Source organism: Saccharothrix coeruleofusca, assembly GCF_017876325.1.
GTDB classification, from domain to species: Bacteria; Actinomycetota; Actinomycetes; order Mycobacteriales; family Pseudonocardiaceae; genus Actinosynnema; species Actinosynnema coeruleofuscum.
Window position 1 is genome coordinate 6,889,350 of sequence record NZ_JAGINV010000001.1, and the last position, 18,102, is coordinate 6,907,451.

Annotated in this window: 14 protein-coding genes, 2 tRNA genes, 1 other RNA gene and 1 pseudogene; 11 read left to right on the forward strand and 7 right to left on the reverse strand. The window is 69.4% G+C overall.

Going from position 1 to position 18,102, the window contains the following annotated elements; genetic code table 11:
* Positions 1-79: 79 nt before the first annotated feature.
* The 3 genes from JOF41_RS31830 to JOF41_RS31840 are packed head-to-tail and all read right to left on the reverse strand — an operon-like array spanning position 80 to position 1,253.
* Complete coding sequence (locus JOF41_RS31830) at positions 80-544, reverse strand: NUDIX domain-containing protein (protein WP_209623578.1); 465 nt, start codon at positions 542-544, stop codon at positions 80-82.
* Positions 545-564: 20 nt separating this feature from the next.
* Positions 565-1,008, reverse strand: coding sequence for an RRQRL motif-containing zinc-binding protein (locus JOF41_RS31835; RefSeq protein ID WP_209623579.1), 444 nt, complete (start codon positions 1,006-1,008; stop codon positions 565-567).
* On the reverse strand, positions 1,008-1,253 hold the full coding sequence (locus JOF41_RS31840; protein WP_209623580.1) for a hypothetical protein: 246 nt from the start codon (positions 1,251-1,253) through the stop codon (positions 1,008-1,010). The genes JOF41_RS31835 and JOF41_RS31840 overlap by 1 nt, the downstream gene beginning before the upstream one ends.
* A gap of 211 nt (positions 1,254-1,464) precedes the next feature.
* Here JOF41_RS31840 and JOF41_RS31845 point away from each other — a divergent pair, with 211 nt between their 5' ends.
* The 5 genes and pseudogenes from JOF41_RS31845 to JOF41_RS31865 form a co-directional block, all read left to right on the forward strand.
* Entirely contained in the window at positions 1,465-2,292 is an 828-nt protein-coding gene (locus tag JOF41_RS31845; protein ID WP_307867587.1) for a GntR family transcriptional regulator, read from the forward strand.
* 73 nt (positions 2,293-2,365) lie between these two features.
* Positions 2,366-3,229, forward strand: a complete 864-nt coding sequence (locus JOF41_RS31850; RefSeq protein ID WP_307867588.1) for an NAD(P)-dependent oxidoreductase — start codon at positions 2,366-2,368, stop codon at positions 3,227-3,229.
* A 907-nt stretch (positions 3,230-4,136) separates the two neighbouring features.
* Positions 4,137-4,213 (forward strand) — tRNA-OTHER (locus tag JOF41_RS31855).
* Positions 4,214-4,447: 234 nt separating this feature from the next.
* Entirely contained in the window at positions 4,448-5,545 is a 1,098-nt protein-coding gene (locus JOF41_RS31860; protein WP_307867737.1) for an NsdA family TPR-like regulatory protein, read from the forward strand.
* A gap of 413 nt (positions 5,546-5,958) precedes the next feature.
* A pseudogene (locus JOF41_RS31865) lies at positions 5,959-7,041 on the forward strand (helix-turn-helix domain-containing protein); the annotation flags it as partial.
* A 221-nt stretch (positions 7,042-7,262) separates the two neighbouring features.
* Here JOF41_RS31865 and JOF41_RS31870 read toward each other — a convergent pair.
* The gene (locus JOF41_RS31870; protein ID WP_307867590.1) at positions 7,263-8,225 is read right to left on the reverse strand and encodes an alpha/beta hydrolase family protein; all 963 of its coding nucleotides are present in this window, start codon (positions 8,223-8,225) and stop codon (positions 7,263-7,265) included.
* 189 nt (positions 8,226-8,414) lie between these two features.
* On the opposite strand from JOF41_RS31870, the gene JOF41_RS31875 reads away from it, so the two are divergent.
* On the forward strand, positions 8,415-9,020 hold the full coding sequence (locus tag JOF41_RS31875; protein WP_209623584.1) for a TetR/AcrR family transcriptional regulator: 606 nt from the start codon (positions 8,415-8,417) through the stop codon (positions 9,018-9,020).
* Positions 9,021-9,332: 312 nt separating this feature from the next.
* Here the strand turns inward: JOF41_RS31875 and JOF41_RS31880 are convergent, their stop codons facing one another.
* Both JOF41_RS31880 and JOF41_RS31885 read right to left on the reverse strand, forming a co-directional pair.
* A complete protein-coding gene (locus JOF41_RS31880; RefSeq protein ID WP_189221360.1) occupies positions 9,333-9,656 on the reverse strand; it encodes a putative quinol monooxygenase in 324 nt (107 codons plus the stop codon).
* 107 nt (positions 9,657-9,763) lie between these two features.
* Positions 9,764-10,243 (reverse strand): nuclear transport factor 2 family protein, encoded by a 480-nt coding sequence (locus tag JOF41_RS31885; protein ID WP_209623585.1) that lies wholly within the window; start codon positions 10,241-10,243, stop codon positions 9,764-9,766.
* A 300-nt stretch (positions 10,244-10,543) separates the two neighbouring features.
* Here JOF41_RS31885 and JOF41_RS31890 point away from each other — a divergent pair, with 300 nt between their 5' ends.
* Positions 10,544-13,009, forward strand: a complete 2,466-nt coding sequence (locus JOF41_RS31890) for a DUF8508 domain-containing protein (protein ID WP_209623586.1) — start codon at positions 10,544-10,546, stop codon at positions 13,007-13,009.
* A gap of 170 nt (positions 13,010-13,179) precedes the next feature.
* On the opposite strand, the gene JOF41_RS31895 is transcribed toward JOF41_RS31890, so the two are convergent.
* Positions 13,180-13,264: transfer RNA gene (locus tag JOF41_RS31895), tRNA-Ser, on the reverse strand.
* A 622-nt stretch (positions 13,265-13,886) separates the two neighbouring features.
* On the opposite strand from JOF41_RS31895, the gene JOF41_RS31900 reads away from it, so the two are divergent.
* From JOF41_RS31900 to JOF41_RS31915, 4 genes are all read left to right on the forward strand, one after another.
* A complete protein-coding gene (locus tag JOF41_RS31900) occupies positions 13,887-14,630 on the forward strand; it encodes an AAA family ATPase (RefSeq protein ID WP_209623587.1) in 744 nt (247 codons plus the stop codon).
* Between the two features lie 284 nt (positions 14,631-14,914).
* Positions 14,915-15,856: an ABC transporter substrate-binding protein gene (locus JOF41_RS31905; protein WP_209623588.1), complete on the forward strand. Its 942-nt coding sequence runs from the start codon at positions 14,915-14,917 to the stop codon at positions 15,854-15,856.
* 19 nt (positions 15,857-15,875) lie between these two features.
* Positions 15,876-15,970, forward strand: an RNA gene (ffs, locus tag JOF41_RS31910) — signal recognition particle sRNA small type.
* A gap of 31 nt (positions 15,971-16,001) precedes the next feature.
* Positions 16,002-18,059 (forward strand): DNA polymerase III subunit gamma and tau, encoded by a 2,058-nt coding sequence (locus tag JOF41_RS31915; RefSeq protein WP_209623589.1) that lies wholly within the window; start codon positions 16,002-16,004, stop codon positions 18,057-18,059.
* Positions 18,060-18,102 lie beyond the last annotated feature (43 nt).

The window sequence follows — 18,102 nt, forward strand, 5'->3', positions numbered from 1 at the left end:
CGTCCTCTTGGACGGTGTTGGGGTGGGCCGGACCGGCGGGCAGCGTTCTTGGTCGGATGTGCCGCCGGTCCGGGCGAAGTCAGTGGGTGAGGGTGATGCCGGTCCGCTCGATGAGGTCCACGGCGTCGGTGAGGATCTGGTCGTGGTCGAACGCCAGGGGGCCGAAGTCGGTGACCAGCACCTCGGCCAGCGGCCACCAGCGGGCCTGGCGGGCGTCGTCACCGCCGATGGCGGTGGGCATGTGGTCCAGCACCGCGCAGTAGGCCACCGACACCACCCGGCCGCGCGGGTCGCGGTCGGGGGTGTCGTAGACGCCCACCCGGTCCAGGCTCCACTCCTCGAACGCCACGCCGGTCTCCTCGGCCAGCTCGCGCACGGCGGCGGCGGCGAAGGTCTCGTGCGGGTCGACGTAGCCGCCGGGCAGCGCCCACCGGCCCGCGTGCGGGTCGTGGCCGCGCTCGATGAGCAGCACGTGCCACACGTCGTGGGTGTCCTGGGCCAGCATCACCATGTCGGTGGCCAGGCTCGCGTTGGTGCTCTTCATGGTCGTGGTCTCCGATCGGGTCACGCGGCGTGCGCGGTGGTGGTGTCGGTAGTGGCGGTGGTGGTGATCTCCGAGCACGGCCAGCACAGACGGGTGCTGGTCGGCAGCACGTAGAGCGGGTCACGGCCGCAACGGCGGCAGATCCGGCGCGCGAGGTTGGCCTTGGCCAACGCGGTGAACTTCGCGCGGGTCATCGGACGGACCGGCGCGGCCCGCTCGATCAGGTACAGCGACGCAAACGAGGTCTTGCCCGACGCGCGGTGCCGCACGAACAGCACCGCCACCGGGTCCTGACCACCCGGCCGCAGCCCCATCGCCCGCAGCTGCCGGTAGGTGGCCAACTTGTCGCGCGGCGCGCAACCGTAGGACAGCAGCGGTAAGCCCTCGTACGTGCCACGGGTGAACTGCGGACCCTCAGCCCACGGCACCTCGGTCAGCACCCACGGAAACGACCTGCCTGCCATCACGCGGCCTCGTTTCCAGACGTGTCCAGCACCGGCTTGTGCACACGCAGAACCCGCACAATGCGGCTCAACTGCCGCTGAGCAACCCGCCGGTTCCGTTGCCTATGCGCCTCACCGCTCATCAGCGCCGACGTGGGCGCGGGCAGCGTCGCCAACTCATCTGCGACCTCCGCGATCAGCACGTTGATCAGCCCCTCGGTCAGCCCGTCGGGGCTGAACCGGATTGGCTCTTCCTCGCCGTACATCTGGCTTCCTCCCTGTGGTGGTCGCCACATCCGTAGCGCCATGAGGAAGCTAACAGTTGATATGGATGCAGGTCAACTGTTAGGTAGCTACTGGTTCCAAATAGGCCATCTAGCTGGGCAAACGTTGGTCAGACCACTGTTAGGTGGCTGGTAGGCTGCTGGTTTGGACGTCGAGTGCGCCGGAGGTGGCATGTCAGGCCCTAGTCCCCGTGTGTCGCGGGGGGAGTCGCTGCACCAGCAGGTGGCTCGAAACATCCGCAACCAGATCGCTGCTGGCTTGCTGCGTCACGGGCAGCCGTTGCCATCGACCCGTGATCTCGCCCAGCAGTGGGATGTGAGCGTGTTCACGATCAACGAAGCCATGAAGCTGCTTGCTGGCGAGAACGTGATCGTCAGTAGGCCCCGCGTCGGGCGCGTCGTGAACGCTCCAGACCAAGCCGCGCGGGTCGAGGTGCGCACGGAGTCTCCTCGTGTGCTGCTGGTGGGCGGTTACGCGGGAAGCGGGAAAACGGAACTCGGTCGCGTGCTGGCACGCGAAACCGGTTGGCCGATGCTCGATAAAGACACTCTTACGCGACCGGTCGTTGAAGCCGCTTTGGAGGTTCTAGGACTTTCTCCGCACGATCGGGAGTCTGAAGGGTATCTGTCGCGCATCCGGCCGCGTGAGTATGAAGCGCTGATTAATGCCATGACGGAAAACGTTCAATGTGGTAACAGTGCCATTGTTACGGCTCCGTTCATCAGAGAGTTCAAGGACGCGGCTTGGCTTGATCGTTTGGAAGCTTCCTGTATCGACATGGGCGCAAAGGTATCGGTTGTATGGGTCTACTGTGATGCTGATACCATGCACACTTACATACGACATCGTGGGGCTGCACGAGACGCTTTTAAGTTGGACAATTGGGAAAGTTACGTGGCGTCATTGGACACGGAATTCCGTCCGCCTGTTCCGCACTTCACGGTAAACAACAGCGCGTCGGGTGCACCGTTGCAAACTCAGGCGCGTGAACTGGTCTCTCGCATGCTGGCCGAAGGCTGATTAAATGTCGCAGTTTCGAGTCCTGATCAGTTGTGAACCCGACGATCAAGTCGGTCAAGATATCCTCACCTCTGTGCCTGCTCTGGAGGTGCTGACCTATGACCCAAATGAACCGAATTTGAGCAGCACGCAGCGTGCTGCGGAAGTACTCATTCCGCCATATCGAAGTAGTCACCGGCCCATTCCATTGCTTCGACAGCTATCGGATCTGCGGATGGTTCAGCTCCTCTCCGCTGGTGTCGATGAGTGGATTGGTGATGTGCCTACCTGGGTGACCTTGGCTAGTGCTCGCGGTGCTCATGCTGGTCCGGTGTCCGAGTGGGTCCTTTCTGCTATTCTCGCTCAACTGCGCCAATGGCCAGCGCTGGTGAGATTCCAAGACTCCGGGGTGTGGGCTCACCGACGCTTCGACGCTGATACGCTTGCTGGTAAACGAGTACTCATCCTCGGAGCTGGAAGCATAGGCACGGCAGTGGCTCGAAAGCTCGAAGCATTCGATGCCACCACGACCCTTGTGGCTAGTGCAGCACGGGAAGGTGTGCACGCGTCCGCCGAGCTTTCAGACCTGATTCCCGGTCACCAAGTCGTGGTCGTAACAGCTCCCTTGAACGAAGGCACGCGGAAACTCGTTAACGCCAAGTTCTTGTCGACTATGGATGATGGCGCGTTGCTGGTAAATGCCGGTCGCGGTCAGATCGTCGACACGACGGCGCTGGTGGCTGAGTTGCAATCAGGGCGTTTGCGTGCAGCGTTGGACGTGACAGATCCGGAGCCGCTGCCGCCAGGTCATCCGCTTTGGGGGTGTACGGGCGTGATCATCAGTCCGCACTCGGCACGGACGGTTCCCGGCACTAACCGCCTCTGCTATGCGGTTGCCGCTCGGCAGATCCAGGAATTCATGACGGGTGGCATACCGTCGAACGCTGTGCTGAGGTGACGTGCTGCCCTGCCTGATAGCAACGGAACTCTTGGTGCAGCGGCACTTCGCGATCTTGGGGACGGGTGCGTGGGGTAGCGCGGCAGCCTGCCGGTGGAGTCGGCACGGTGACCGCCCTCGTGACGAATGCGACCAGGGCGCAAGTGTCACGAAGCGTGGTCTTGTCCGCTGAGGGGCACCGTGGTTGGCCGCGTGGGCAAGGGTGTCTTCTGGGATCGGTAACTGCGGTAACTGCGGTAACCGTGCAGGTCAGGCGGTTACCGATGAGGGGCGGGTTACCGATCGGCACCGGTAACTCGCCGAGGGGGCTGTAGTCGAGGGGGCGTGCCCTCGGCTACAGCCCTCTTGCGGTGCGCTGACTCGTGGTGGGGTGAGGCTGAGGAGGTCTGGTTACCGATGCGGATCGGTAACCCATGATCAAAGGTAACCCTCTGACCTGCGTGGTTACCGCAGTTACCGCAGTTACCGATTGCGGGGATGGGTGCGTGGGGCAGCGCGGGAGCCTGCCGACAGGAAGCGGCGGACGTACGCGGGTGGCGTGCCGACTCGTGGCGGAGCGTCGGGGCGTATGACGCTCCTTGCTCCCTGCGGCTCTAAGCGGCTGGAGTGCCAGGGTGCGCTGACCGGGTAAGGCCATGGGAGAACGTCTCTCACGCGGCCCTCAGATGGCCGCAGACGGACGAATGCCAGATCGGGGGTGCGGACGGCCGGGGGTGCCGACTGGGAACGTGGTTCGTCCACGTTCGGGACGCGTGTTCGCGTCGGTCCTCAGTGGACGAAGTCTGCCGCGCGTCGTCTCAGTTCTCGTCTCAGTTGCTGTCGGTTCAGCAGCGTTCAGCCCTGTTCGCCAGGGTCCGCGCTCCACAACTCCTGAGGCTCTGACCAGCGGTTATGGACTCATAGGGATGGTGGCGAACAGCGGTGCGCAGACCTCGAAAGCGTGTGAGGTGCAAGCCTCCGTGGGTTCAAATCCCACCGCCACCGCTGAAGACGGGGCCCAGCTGCGGAAGCGCAGCTGGGCCCCGTTCTCGTCTCCGGGTGCCTCCGCCGTCCGCCGTCCGCGACCCGCCGTCCGCCGAGCTGGGCGGCTCCGGGGGCATCCCGCCACAGCGTCTCCGGCGCTTGGTGGCTTTGCCGCGTGGCCTCGGCTTGCGCTTCCGACTCAACGTGCGGGGACGCTGGTTGGCGCGTTTGCAGACATTGACAACGGGGGTCGGTGTGTCGCAATTGGGCCACGCTATGCGAGAGGCGCGTAAGGCTTCCGGGTTGTCGCTCGCTCGAATGGCGCAACTGACCCATTACAGCGAGGCGTACCTGAGCTTGATCGAGAACGGAAAGCGTCGACCGGTTCCGGAAGTGGTCACGGCCTACGAGGACCACCTCGGCGAGCCCATGGGGAGCGATCCTGTCCGGCGTGCGCACGAGTGGCTTGTCGCGGACTCGCCAACGGTCGTGCAACGGCGTTCAGGGCGCAGAGTGGGGGCTTCCTTGGCTGACGCGGTAGAAGCTCGCGTGGTCGAGTTGAGGCACCTGGACGACGTGGTCGGCAGTGCCGACCTGCTGCCCGCCATACGCCGGGAGTTGGCCGAGACGGAAGCGCTGGTGCGTGACGGCTCCTACGCCGAACCGATCGGCAGGCGGCTGCTCACCGCGACAGGCGAACTCGCCCAACTCGCCGGGTGGGTGGCCGGTGATGCCGGGCAGTACGCCGAAGCCCAACGGCTGTACGTCGGTGGGGTGCTCGCGGCGAAGGCTGCGGGCGATGAACCCCTCGGGGCGCAGCTGTTCTCATCGTTGAGCTACCAGATCACGAACGTTGGTGATGCCGAGGACGGGCTGCTCCTGGCGCGGACTGCGGTCAAAGGCGCACACAGCGCGACCCCGCTCGTCCGAGCGTTGCTCCTGGAACGGGTGGCATGGGCCAGTGCCAGGACCAGAGATCGTGACGCGACGCTCCGCGCGCTGGACGCGGTGGACGACGCGTATGAGCAGAGGTCACCCGGCATCGAAGAACCTGAGTGGGTCTACTGGCTCAACAGAGCCGAAATCGACGTCATGGCCGGACGTTGCATGATCAAGCTGGGTGCACCTGGCAGGGCCGAACCGCTGTTGTCCGGAGCGGTCGCCACATACCCCGAGGAGCACTCCCGGGAGGTGGCTCTCTACCTCTCGTGGCTAGCGGAGTCCTACGCCCGTACCGGGGCGCTGGATGCCGCTAGGGCGGTACTGGACCGCGCCAGGGGGTATGCGGCCCGGATGCCGTCCACGCGGACTGATGACCGGTTCAGGATTGTCGAGGGGCTGATCCGCTCCTGAGCCCCTCCCGCTGTGTCTTGGGCAGTTCCGTTGGTTCGTCAACCAATTCGGCAAGCTTGCCGCACCCTTTCAGGTACGTCGTGCCAATCATGACGGGACGTCATCACCTGTTCCTGTTCCTAACACATCGCCCCTGCGGGCGTGCCTTCACAGGCAGCCGCATCGTGGGGTGAAGGTGCCAGCCGAGGTCGACCTGTTGCTCGGCCGGAAGTGGCCGTTCGGATTATCGGCGCACACCTTCAGGAACGCCGTGGTCACATCCACGATGCCGGTCGCTTCGCCACCCGTCATTCCCGCGCAATTCACTCCACTAGTGGGATCGGTAATCCCATCGGGGGAAAGATCCCGATCCGCTCTAAGGGCGCATGTACTGTGAGTAGCGTGACCGCAGCGGAACGGCAGTCCGGCGGTCCGCAGGGGTCAGTTTGGGAGTTCTGGCGCGACGCACTCACTACAGCAAATCGCTGCTCGGGATGGTGGAGAATGGTCAGCGCGCGGCGAGACCCGAACTGGTAGCGGCCTACGAGCGTGCGCTCGGCGCACAGGGGTTGGGTGAGGACGTGAACAGGCGTGAGCTGTTGGCGGCAGCCACCGCGGTGCTCGCCGGAACCACCACCCCCGACCCGCTGGCCCGACTGCTCGACGGCCTCGGTGCGCCCGACGTGCCGAGACAGGTCGGCCGGTCGGAGGTCGAAGCCGTGCGGCAGGCCGCGACGGTCTGCACGACGATGGACCTCCGGTACGGCGGTGAGGTCGCCGCGCACGTGTCCGGCGGCGCGCTCCGGTGGGCGGTCAGCCTCTTGGACGCCTCGATGCGCGCCGACACTCGGGTGGAGCTGTGCGAAGCGGTGGGCGCGCTCGCGGACCGGACCGCGTGGACGTACTTCGACTCCGGCCGGACCCGTTGCGCGCACAGGCTGTCCGCGCTCGCGCTCCGCACCGCGGACAAGGGCGCTGATCCGGACCTCCGCGCGCACGTGCTGCTGAACATGGCCGCCCAGGTCGGCGACGCACTCCCCGGCGAAGCCGTCCACCTGGTCGAGGTCGCGCTGTCGGACCGGCGGGTCTGCGGCTTGGAGCGCGCGAACCTGCACGCGAGCCTGGCCGGGCACCTCGCGCGGACCGGTGCGCGTGGCGACGCGCTTCGCCACATCACCCTGGCGGAGAAGCTCGCCGAACGCGACAGCGACCGACCCGCGTGGGCGCACTTCCTCACCACCGAGCACATGGACTCGATCATCACCCTTGCCCTGATGTCGGCGGGTGAGGACGGCGAGGCGATCCGCCGCTTCGAGGACCTCATCCCGCGCATGGGAGCGGACCGGCTGCGCGGGAAGGCGGGACGGATGATCGACCTGGCGGCGCTCTACGCGAAGACCGATCGGTTGGACGAGGCGGGGGACCTGGTGGATCGAGCGGAGGCGGTGCTGAGCGACGTGCGGTCCACGCGGGCGACGGATCGGCTCACGGCGTTGCGTCGGCGCACCACCGCCTGACGGGGCCACAACGGGCCGCCGACCAGCAGCTCCTCGGGCGTGCGGTCGGCCGTCGCCGCGAACGGGGTGCTCCGGTCCCCCGCATTGGTCAGCTCGGCCGGGTCGGGATGCCGATGGCCCTCGACCCGGCCGGACTCCACCGCGGCCACCACCCGCGACCGCGGTGGTGAGCGCGGCTCACACGTCGTTCTGCCGAGCGACGAGGAGCCGCACGTCGCGGGCTACTTGGTTTCGACCTTCGCCAGGGGCGTCTCCTGCGCTTCCAGGGCTTTCACGGCGAGGTCCCAGGACGTGTCGCCGGGGAACAGCTGGGAACGCAGGTAGGCCCACACCATCGCGCGCACCGCGGCAACCCGTTCGGGGTTCTCGTCGGAGGTTTCCGCGGCGTCGTAGCCGGAGATCCCGCCGAACAGGTGCCCCGCGCCCAGGAAGGTCAGCAGCGTCTTGTTCCCGCCGGGGCTGTGGGTGTAGGCGTCCCAGCGGTAGCTGAGCCGGGAGGAGAAGTTGAGGTTCAGGTCCTCGTCGCCCGCGACGACCAGCGCGGTGCCGGTCATCTGCCCGAAGTCGATGTACTTCATCATCGGGTAGTTCTCGGCGGCCCACGACGAGAAGTGCTCGTCGGCGATGCCCGGTCCGCCGATCACGACGCCCGCCTTGACGCGGGGATCGGAGAGGTCCTTCTCCCTGGGGTCGTTCGGGTCGCTCACCTGCGAGCCCAGCAGCAGCGAGACCGTGTGGCCACCGGCCGAGTGCCCGACCGCGGCCACCTTCTCGGTGTCGACACGGCCCGGCAGCCCCGGAACCGCGGCGAGGACCTCCTCCAGGTGATCGAGGACGGTGTGCATGTCGACGGCGCGGTCGCGCCAGAACAGCGGCGCGTCGGGCAGGTCCTGCTCGCGCAGCCCGAGCACCGTGGAGTCCAGGTGCGTCGGCTGGATGACGACGAACCCGTGAGCGGCCCAGAAGTCCGCGACGGGGCCGTAACCGCGCAGCGAGGAGATGAAGTTGGCCATGCCGTGCCCGTGCGAGAGCAGCATCACCGGCAGGTCGGTCCCGGTCACGGGGGCCGAGATCTTGATCTCCAGCGGCACGGGCCTGCCCGGCACCTCGAGCGTGAAGGGGCTGTAGCTGAGGATGGGGGTGGGGTCGCTGACCGGGAAGCCGGCGGCGTCTGCGTAGGACATGCTCATGGTTGTGCCTCTCAGGCCGTTCGTCCAGGAAGCCGTTGCTCCCGGACTCGGTGGTGATCGACTTCGACCGCCTGGCAAAAGATTGCCATGCGTGGCAAGTTTGCGCAAGGAGGCATTTTTGCCTTGGGTGCAGTACGCTGAGGTGCGCACAGGCGGTGATCGACGGAGTGCGGGAGAGTTGCGGTGACCAGTGGCGGTCCGGGGCTTCGAGAACGGTCCAAAGCGCGACGACGGCGGCTGATCCTGCACACCGCCCTGCGCCTGTTCACCGAACGCGGGTACGAGCGGACCACGATCGCCGACATCGCCGAGGCGGCCGAAGTCGCGCCACGGACCGTGACGGGCTACTTCCCGTCGAAGCTCGACTTCATCACCGAGTGGCCGGCGTCCATCGAGCGGCGGCTCATCGCGATACACCAGGAGGAGCCCGGCCTGGACTTCATCGGTCTGGTGGACAGGTGGTGGCACGACCTGCGCGACAACGTCGACCGGGAGGAAGCCGCGCTCACCCGCGCCGTGGCCCTGGCCAACCCCGGCGTGGTCGCCATGGCGGAGGCCGAGGTCTCGCAACGAACCCCCGTGACCGACTTCCCCCTCGAGGGAGCCGATCGCGACGACCTGCTCGGAGCCGCGGGGCGAGCCGCGATCAGGGGCATCAACCTCGTGTTCCTCCGCGGCGTCGCCGAGAACCGCATGACCGACGAACTCCACAACGCGCTGCTGCACCTGATCCGGGCCATCGCCGACAGCACCAACGTCGGCCACGGCTCACTCAAGCTGGACCCTTAGGACTCCAGCCGCAGTTCGTGGTGTTGTGCCTGTCCTCGCTGGTGGTGGGCTTGTTCGGCGCGGTGCGGTGGCGTCTGCGCCAGTGGGACCAGCCCTGGGTTCCGGCACTTGGGCGAACAGGGTGAGGGCGAGGAGTGGCGGGTGACGGCGGGGGAAGCGGCGCTTCGGCGGCTTGGCGGGCGACCTTCTCCTCGGGCGTCATGGAAACGCTCATGGTCACCTCCGACTCCTGTCCGGGGCGGGGGCCCACCGCACCCGCACCGGTGGGCGCCGCACACGGGCATAACCGCCGTTGCCCGAGCACGCGGGTGCTCAGGCGCGGGGGTCGCGTTCGTCGAGGGCGTCGAACTCGCGCACCTCGTTGCGCATCCGCGGACCCCACTTGGCGAAGATCGCCTGGACCTCCGGGGTGGCCAGGTGCCGGTCGAGCGCCTCCTGCGAGGTCCACTGCTCCAGCACGGTGACGGCTCCGGCCGCCGCATCCTCCACGCTGAACGAGATCAGCACGTTGCCGGGGTTCGCCGCGGCGACCGGGTACGTCGCCCGCGCCTCGGCGATGAACGCTTCGACGTCTTCGGCGGGGACGAACACCCGGCCCGCGACGATGACGGCGGTCCTGCCCTGTGGCGAGTCCATGGTTGTTCCCGTCCTCCGTGTCCGCTGCGGAGCCGGATCGGCTCGGCACGGGCACGGTAGGACCTGACGTCGGTGTCAGGTGCAAGAGCGGCCGGGTGAGGTCCTCGTCACGCGGGTGGCCGCACTCGTTCGATCAGCTCGCGGACCGCGCCCATGTCCAGGTAGGCGTGCACCCGCACGATGAGGCCCCGGCGGAAGGTGAGCAACCAGCAGTAGTCGTTGTGGTACGGCTGCCCGTCCAGGGCGGTCGCGTCGGCGGTGAACTGGTAGGCGACGGTGTCCCCCTCCTCCAGCAGGGAGGTGGGCGTCATGCGCAGGACCGTCCGCAGGCGGTCGAGGATCGGCGCCGCGCCCTCCGCCAGGAACTCCTGCTTGTCGCGGTAGGTGCGGCCGTTGACGATCGTCCACCGCACCCGGGGGTGCAGGAAGTCGTAGAAGCTGCCGCCGCTGTTCTGCCGCGCGACAGCCTCCAGCACGATCGCCTTGTTGCCCCGCCGCGGACTCGCCTGCGCGGGGGTGCCCGCCAGTGCCAGACCGCCCGCCGTGAGGGCGATCGCGCCGAACCCGCGCCTGGTGTGCGGTGCCATCACCGGCTCCTCTCGTCGTGTCACCTTCGACGATCGGCCGGTGGTGGTGGGGTAACCAGGGTGCGTCGCACCCTGGCAGCCTGCGGCGGGCGCTGGGCACCCGCGTTCGGCACCGGAGAGGAAGGACGCCGACCGGTGCCTGGGAGGGGACCACCGGCCGGCGCTCTCACCGACGACCCTACACCATTCTCGAACACACGTTCGAGTGATTTCGGCGCAGTCAATCGTTGGTCACGGCGTCTTCCGTCGTTCACTCGATCCAGGGAGGATCGGCGGACCCGCCAATGACCGGAGGAATCCGTGAGACCAACCCCGCTCCGCGCAGGCATAGCGGCCACCGCCGCGACCGCCGCCTCGCTCGCCCTGGCCGTGCCCGCCGTCGCGGCGCCCAGCACGGACGCCCTGATCGCCGAGGTGTACGGCGGCGGGGGCAACTCCGGGGCCACGCTGACCCAGGACTTCGTCGAGCTGGCCAACCGGGGGTCCGCGCCGGTCGCGGTCGACGGGTGGAGCGTGCAGTACCTGCCCGCGAGCGCCAGCGCGGCCAGCCAGTGGCAGGTCACGCCGCTGAGCGGGGCCATCGCCTCGGGCGGGCGGTTCCTGGTCGCCCAGGCCAAGGGCTCGGGCGGCACGGTCGAGCTGCCCGCCCCCGACGCCACCGGCTCGATCGCCATGGCGGGCTCGGGCGGCACGGTCGCGCTCGTCACCGCCACCACGCCGCTGACCTGCAAGACCGCCGCCGACTGCGCCGCCGACGAGCGCGTGCGGGACCTGGTCGGCTACGGCTCGGCCACGGTGGTGCGCGAAGGCACGGCGACCGGGAACCTGAGCAGCACCACCTCCGCCGCGCGCCCCCAGCTCGCCGACACCGACGACAACGCCGCGGACTTCACCGTGGGCGCGCCGACGCCGGTCAACGCCAAGGGCGAGGGCGCGGGCGGCCAGGAGCCGGACCCCGAGCCCGACCCGGAGCCCGGTGACAAGCGCATCCGCGACATCCAGGGCACCACGCGCGTCTCGCCGCTGCTGGGCCAGAAGGTCACCGGCGTGCCCGGCGTGGTCACCGCCACCCGCGCCACCGGCGACCGCGGCTTCTGGTTCCAGGACACCGCCCCCGACACCGACCCGCGCACCAGCGAGGGCCTGTTCGTCTACACCGCGGGCCTCGCCCCGACCGTGCAGCCGGGCGACTCCGTGCTGGTCAGCGGCACGGTCGCGGAGTACCGACCGGGCGGCACGGCGGCGAGCAACTCCAACCAGACGCTCACCGAGCTCACCTCCGCCACGGTGACCGTGCTCTCCAGCGGCAACCCGCTGCCCGAGCCCGAGATCATCGCCCTGCCCGACGGCTACCTGCCCGCGGCGGGCTCCGGCGGCGACATCGAGGGCCTGCCCCTGGACCCGGCCACCTACGCGCTGGACTGGCTGGAGTCCCGCGAGGGCATGGCGGTGCGGGCCGACGACCTGCGCGTGGTCGGCCCGACCAACGGCTACGGCGAGACCTTCGTCACGACCAAGCCCGCGCAGAACCCGACCCCGCGCGGCGGCACCGTCTACCTCGGCTACGACCAGCCCAACAACGGCCGCATCAAGGTCAAGCCGGGCAGCGCCACGCCGCCGAAGAGCAACGTGGGCGACGTGTGGCGCGGCGCGACCGTGGGCAACATCGAGTACACCGACTTCGGCGGCTACACCCTGGCGGCCAAGTCCGTGGGCGAGCACGTGCCCGGCGGCATCGCGCCGGAGAAGACCGACGCGACCCGGCAGTTCGAGCTGTCCGTGGCGACCTACAACGTCGAGAACCTGTCCCCGGCCGACCAGCAGGCCAAGTTCGACCGGCTCGCCTCGGCCGTGGTGACCAACCTGGCCGGCCCGGACGTGGTGGTGCTGGAGGAGATCCAGGACAACAACGGCGCGACCGACGACGGCACGGTGGCCGCTGACCAGACCTACGCCAGGTTCACCGCGGCCATCACCGCCGCGGGCGGCCCGCGCTACCAGTGGCGGCAGATCGACCCGCGGAACAAGGCCGACGGCGGCGAGCCGGGCGGCAACATCCGGGTGGCGTTCCTGTTCAACCCGGCCCGCGTGTCGTTCGTGGACCGGCCCGGCGGCGACGCCACCACGCCGGTCTCGGTGGTCAAGCGGGGCGGGCGCGCGGCGCTGTCGGTCTCGCCCGGCCGCGTCGACCCGGCCAACCCGGCGTGGGAGAACAGCCGCAAGCCGCTGGCGGGCGAGTTCACCTTCCGCGGCCGGACCGTGTTCGTGGTGGCCAACCACTTCAACTCCAAGGGGGGCGACCAGGCCATGCACGGCCGCTACCAGGCCCCGGTGCGCGGCTCCGAGGTCCAGCGGGGTCAGCAGGCCGCCGCGCTGAAGGCGTTCGTGGACCAGGTGAAGTCGGTCGACCGGGGCGCGAACGTGGTGCTCGCCGGTGACATCAACGACTACCAGTTCTCGCCGGCGCTGGGCACGCTGACCTCGGGCGGCGCCATCGTCGACCTGATCAGCACGCTGCCCCCGAACGAGCGGTACAGCTACGTGCACGAGGGCAACTCGCAGACCCTCGACCACATCCTGATCAGCTCGAACATGACGCGGTACCGGTACGACGTGGTGCACATCAACGCCGAGTTCGCCGACCAGGCCAGCGACCACGACCCGCAGGTGGTCAAGGTGCGGCCGAGCACCGGCAACCCGCACCTGGACAAGACGGTGTTCGCCATGGAGGACCTGCTGGAGTGCCTGCGGGGCCTGCGCCCCTGACGGCTCTACGCGCGAGGCCCCCGAAGCCGCTTCGGGGGCCTCGCCCCTGCCCGTCCGACGAGTCGAACCTCCAGGTAGGGCGAGTTCAACGCTCGTGCGGCACGGCAGGCGTTCGCTCCCGCAGACGCAGCAGAGCCCCGGTCACCTGACGGTGCCGGGGCTCTGACCTGCGGAGGATACGGGATTTGAACCCGTGAGGGTGTTAACCCAACACGATTTCCAATCGTGCGCCCTAGGCCACTAGGCGAATCCTCCGCCGGAGAGCCTACCGGACGGTCCGCTGGCCACCCAAAACGGGTGGTCAGCACCAGGGGGAGCAGGGCAGGGGGGTGTCGGCGCAGCGCTCGGTGACAGCCTTGTCGGTGTGTCTGTCGCATGGGCACCACCAGCACGAACGCCGCAGTCCGCACCGAACACCGATACGTCGCACCACGCTGAACCGTCGGAGCGAGCGCGCCGGGGTGCCCGCACCGGTTCCGGCACGACTTCTCCGACCGCTGGCAGGCTGCGGGCGACAGCCAAGACCCGCCGTGGCTTGGGCGCGGCTCACGCTTCATGGGCGGTGACGCCGGACCGGTCGGCTCGCACCGCACCCGCCCGACGAGCTCTGCTCGCCCGGTTCGAGGACCAGGTCGCCCCCCGACCGGAAGCTGCCTGCCGACGCGCGGGAGCAGCGGATGCCCTCCGCACTACGGCTTGATTTTCGCCACCGTTCTTGTTCCATGTCCCTGATCCGCCCCTGGTCATTGCTGGTTGACTAAATTGTGCGCCTGTTTGATGGCATCCGAGCACTTCATCGGAATTCGTCGCGTTTCGTCGCCCTCGACTGCTACGGTCCACGGCATGTCGGCGAGCTCGTGGCAATAGGAGACCATCAGTGTTCGTCAGCCGTGCCTACGTACCTGAGTCCCTACGTCCCGATGACCACCGGTCCTGGCCGTACACCGTGCCCGCGGTCGCCGAGGTCGTCGAACGCGGCGTCGAGTTCACGCATCCGGTGACCTTCCTCGTCGGCGACAACGGCTCGGGCAAGTCGACCCTGGTCGAAGCCATCGCCGAGGGGTTCAAGCTGGACGCCCGCGGCGGGCGGGCAGCGCGTAGGACGGGCAGCGCCGACACGACCAGGACACCGCTGGGCGAGGTGCTGCGACTGGAGACCACCGCCAGGGGCGGTCGCATGTTGGCGGGGCCGCGCCTGAAGAAGAAGGGCTTCTTCCTGCGCGCCGAAACCGCGTTCAGCATGACGGAAAACCTTGGCGGTGTCCCCGGCTACTGGGATGAGAACACGGCCGAGATGAGTCACGGCGAGGGCTTCCTCGCCGTGTTCCGCTCGATGTTCCGCGACCCCGGTTTCTACGTGATGGACGAACCCGAGTCGGCGCTGTCGTTCACCGCTTGCCTGCAGCTCGTCGCGCTCATGCACGACTTGGGTGAGTCGGGCGCGCAGGTCGTGTGCGCGACGCACTCGCCGATCCTGGCCTCGACGCCCGGCGCCGACATCATCGAAGTGGGCGAGCACGGTCTACGCCGTGTGAAGTGGGCCGATCTGGGCCTTGTCGACCACTGGCGCCGCTTCCTCGACAACCCCACGAGCTACCTGCGGTACCTCACGGAAGAGTGAAGGGGGCGAAGTCGGCGCCGACGCCGTGAGCGAGGCGGACGCCCGGTCCAAGGCATGGACGCGCATCCGGTGTGGATGCTCACGGGTCGGCCCCCGGATAGCTCGGCGCCACATCGGCGACCGTCGCTGTCATTCAGGGCGACGAGCTGCGCGGCGGACGGCAACGCCCACCACTGACCGGCATCGGTCGCAGGCGTGAACCCGCAGGTGGCGGCCCCCACGTTGCACCGTTCGGCCTCGCCATGTTTGCTTAGCCTGCCCTAAATAGCTCAGGAGGTGGCCGCGTGCGGCTCCGTTCGATCGTCGTCCTGTTGGCCCTGTTCGCCACCGCCTGCGGCGGGGGCGGGACGGAGAGCAGCGACCCCGCGGCGGCGCAAGCCGTCACCGTCGACACCCGGTTCGGCCCGGTCACCGTCGAGCGGCCCCCGACGCGCGTGGTCGCGCTGGGCTGGTCGGACGCCGAGGCCGCGCTGGCGCTGGGCGTGCAGCCGGTCGGCGTCAGCGACTGGCTGGCGTTCGGCGGCAAGGGCGTCGGGCCGTGGGCGGAGGGCCTGTTCACCGCCGCGCCCACGCTCCTGGGCACCACCGAGGTCGACTACGAGGCGGTCGCGGCGCTCAAGCCCGACCTGATCCTCAACACCCGGTCGGACAACGACGAGAAGAAGCACGAGACGCTGTCCAAGATCGCGCCCACCATCGGCGCGCCCAAGGACGTCATCCCCTACGGCACCACCTGGCGCCAGCAGGTCGAGATGGTCGCCAAGGCGCTGGGCAAGGTCGACGAGGGCAACAAGATCATCAGCGACCTGGACGCCAAGTTCGCCGCGAACAAGAAGTTCGAGGGCAGGACCGCCGTGGTCGGCGCGTACTTCGACGGCAAGTTCGGCGCGTACGTCAGCGGCGACTCCAGGGCCGACTTCATGAAGGCCATCGGCTTCGGCGTGAAGAAGGAGGTCGAGGACCTCGCGGCGGGCACCTTCTACGTCGACATCTCCACCGAGCGGCTGGACCTGCTGCGCGCCGACCTGACCGCGGTGTTCCCCATCGGCGGCGACGCCTCGGCGCTGACCGGGAACCAGCTGCTCAAGCAGGCCGCGGGCGACGGCCTGGTGGTGATGGAGGACAAGACGCTGGTCAACGCCTTCTCCAGCGGCTCGTCGCTGGGCACGGCCTACGCGCTCGACCACGCGGTGCCGCTGTTCGCGAGCACCCTGAAGATGGGCTGAGCCGACCGGCTACACTGGTCGCGGACCTCGTGCGGCACACATCTCGCGAACCTCCCCAGGGCCGGAAGGCAGCAAGGATAAGCGGGCTCTGGTGGGTGCACGGGGTCCCCTTCTTCTGTCGGGGGTCCCCGGTACTGTTGCCGCCGTGGCGCTGGCCCTCTACCGCAAGTACCGACCGGCCACCTTCGCCGAGGTGGTCGGTCAGGAGCACGTCACCGACCCGCTGCGCACGGCGCTCGGCGCGGGCCGGGTCAACCACGCCTACCTGTTCTCCGGGCCGCGCGGCTGCGGCAAGACCTCCAGCGCGCGCATCCTGGCCAGGTCGCTGAACTGCGTCAACGGCCCCACCCCCGACCCGTGCGGGGAGTGCAACTCGTGCGTGGGCCTGGCCCCCAACGGGCCGGGCAGCGTGGACGTGGTGGAGCTGGACGCGGCCAGCCACGGCGGCGTGGACGACGCCCGCGAGCTGCGCGACAAGGCGTTCTACGCGCCCGCGGAGTCGCGCTACCGGGTGTTCATCATCGACGAGGCCCACATGGTCACCACGCAGGGCTTCAACGCCCTGCTCAAGATCGTGGAGGAGCCGCCCGAGCACCTCATCTTCATCTTCGCCACCACCGAGCCGGACAAGGTGCTGCCGACCATCCGGTCGCGCACCCACCACTACCCGTTCCGGTTGATCCCGCCGGGCGCGATGCGCGCGCTGCTGGAGCGCAACTGCGCGGCCGAGGGCGTGCCCGTGGAGCCCGCGGTGTTCCCGCTGGTCATCCGCGCGGGCGGGGGTTCGGCGCGGGACACGCAGTCGGTGATGGACCAGCTGCTGTCCGGCGCGGGCCCCGAGGGGGTGACCTACGAGCGGGCGATCTCGCTGCTCGGCGTGACCGACGTGGCGTTGATCGACGACGTGGTGGACGGCCTGGCGGCGGGCGACGGCGCGGCGGTGTTCGGCACCGTCGACCGGCTGGTCGAGGCGGGCCACGACCCGCGCCGGTTCGCCTCCGACCTGCTGGACCGGCTGCGCGACCTGGTGCTGCTGCGCGCGGTGCCGGACGCGGCCGAGCGCGGCCTGGTGTCCGCGCCGGAGGACGAGCTGGCCAAGATGGTGGCGCAGGCGCAGAACATCGGCCCGGCCACGCTCACCCGCTACGCCGAGGTGCTGCACCAGGGGCTGACCGAGATGCGCGGGGCGACCGCGCCCCGGCTGCTGCTGGAGCTGGTGTGCGCGCGGATGCTGCTGCCCTCCGCGTCGGACGCGGAGTCGGCGGTGCTGCAGCGGGTCGAGCGCCTGGAGAAGCACGGTCCGCCCGCCGGGGCGGTGGCCGCCGGGCAGGCGGCCCCGGTCGAGGGTGGCCGGACCTTCCAGCGGCCCTCGCAGCGCGCGGCCGAACCGGAGCCCGCGCCCCAGCCCACCGCCCAGCCCCCGGCCCCGGTGGCACCTCCCGCGGCGGCACCCGCCCGACCGGCCCAGCGGTCGCAGCCCGTCGCGGCGCAGGCGGCGCCGCCGACCGCACCTCCGGCGGCCCCGGCAGGCCCAGCCCAGCCCAGCACGCCCCAGCCAAGCGCCGCCCAGCCCAGCGCCGCCCAGCCAAGCGCGGCTCCGGTGCCGGAGCCTTCGGGTGGCGGCGGTGTCGAAGCGGTGGAGATCCGCCGCCGGTGGCCGGAGCTGTGCGCCGTCGTCCGGGGCATCGCCGGGCCCAGCGCGGGGGCGCTGCTCACCAGCGCCACGGTCACCGAGGTCAGCGGCACCGCCGTGACGGTCTCCCACACCTCGGCACCGCTGGCCCGCAGGCTCGCCGAGCAGCGCAACACCGACGCCATCGCCGCCGCGTTCGGCCAGCTGTTCGGCGGCGCGTGGCAGGTGCGCTGCGTCCACGGCGACGCCACCGCCGTCGCGGCCGCGCAGCGCCCACCCGCCGCGCAGGCCCGGCCGCAGCGGCCCGCCCCCAGCAGGCCCAGCCAGGCGGGCAGGCCCGCGCCCGACCAGGGCAGGCAGGCCCCGGCGGGCAGGCAGGCGGACGACGTGCCCCCGCCGCCCGAGCCCCCGGAGCCCGATGAGCCCCTCCCGCCGGAGCCGGTGGACGAGGAGGAGATGCTCGCCGAGGCGGCCCGGCCCACCGAGGAGGGCGGGGAGCGGCACGACCCGGAAGCGGTGGTGCTCAAGCTGCTCGCCGACCAGTTGGGCGCTCGGCCGCTGAAGGGCTGAGCACCCGACTACGCTGGATGACGGCGGCGAAACCGACGAGAGG

Excerpts from the sequence above, each read along its gene's own strand:
- JOF41_RS31830 (WP_209623578.1), bottom strand. The coding sequence starts at position 544 with ATGAAGAGCACCAACGCGAGCCTGGCCACCGACATGGTGATGCTGGCC.
- JOF41_RS31835 (WP_209623579.1), bottom strand. The coding sequence starts at position 1,008 with ATGGCAGGCAGGTCGTTTCCGTGGGTGCTGACCGAGGTGCCGTGGGCT.
- JOF41_RS31840 (WP_209623580.1), bottom strand. The coding sequence starts at position 1,253 with ATGTACGGCGAGGAAGAGCCAATCCGGTTCAGCCCCGACGGGCTGACC.
- JOF41_RS31870 (WP_307867590.1), bottom strand. The coding sequence starts at position 8,225 with ATGTCCTACGCAGACGCCGCCGGCTTCCCGGTCAGCGACCCCACCCCC.
- JOF41_RS31880 (WP_189221360.1), bottom strand. The coding sequence starts at position 9,656 with ATGGACTCGCCACAGGGCAGGACCGCCGTCATCGTCGCGGGCCGGGTG.
- JOF41_RS31885 (WP_209623585.1), bottom strand. The coding sequence starts at position 10,243 with ATGGCACCGCACACCAGGCGCGGGTTCGGCGCGATCGCCCTCACGGCG.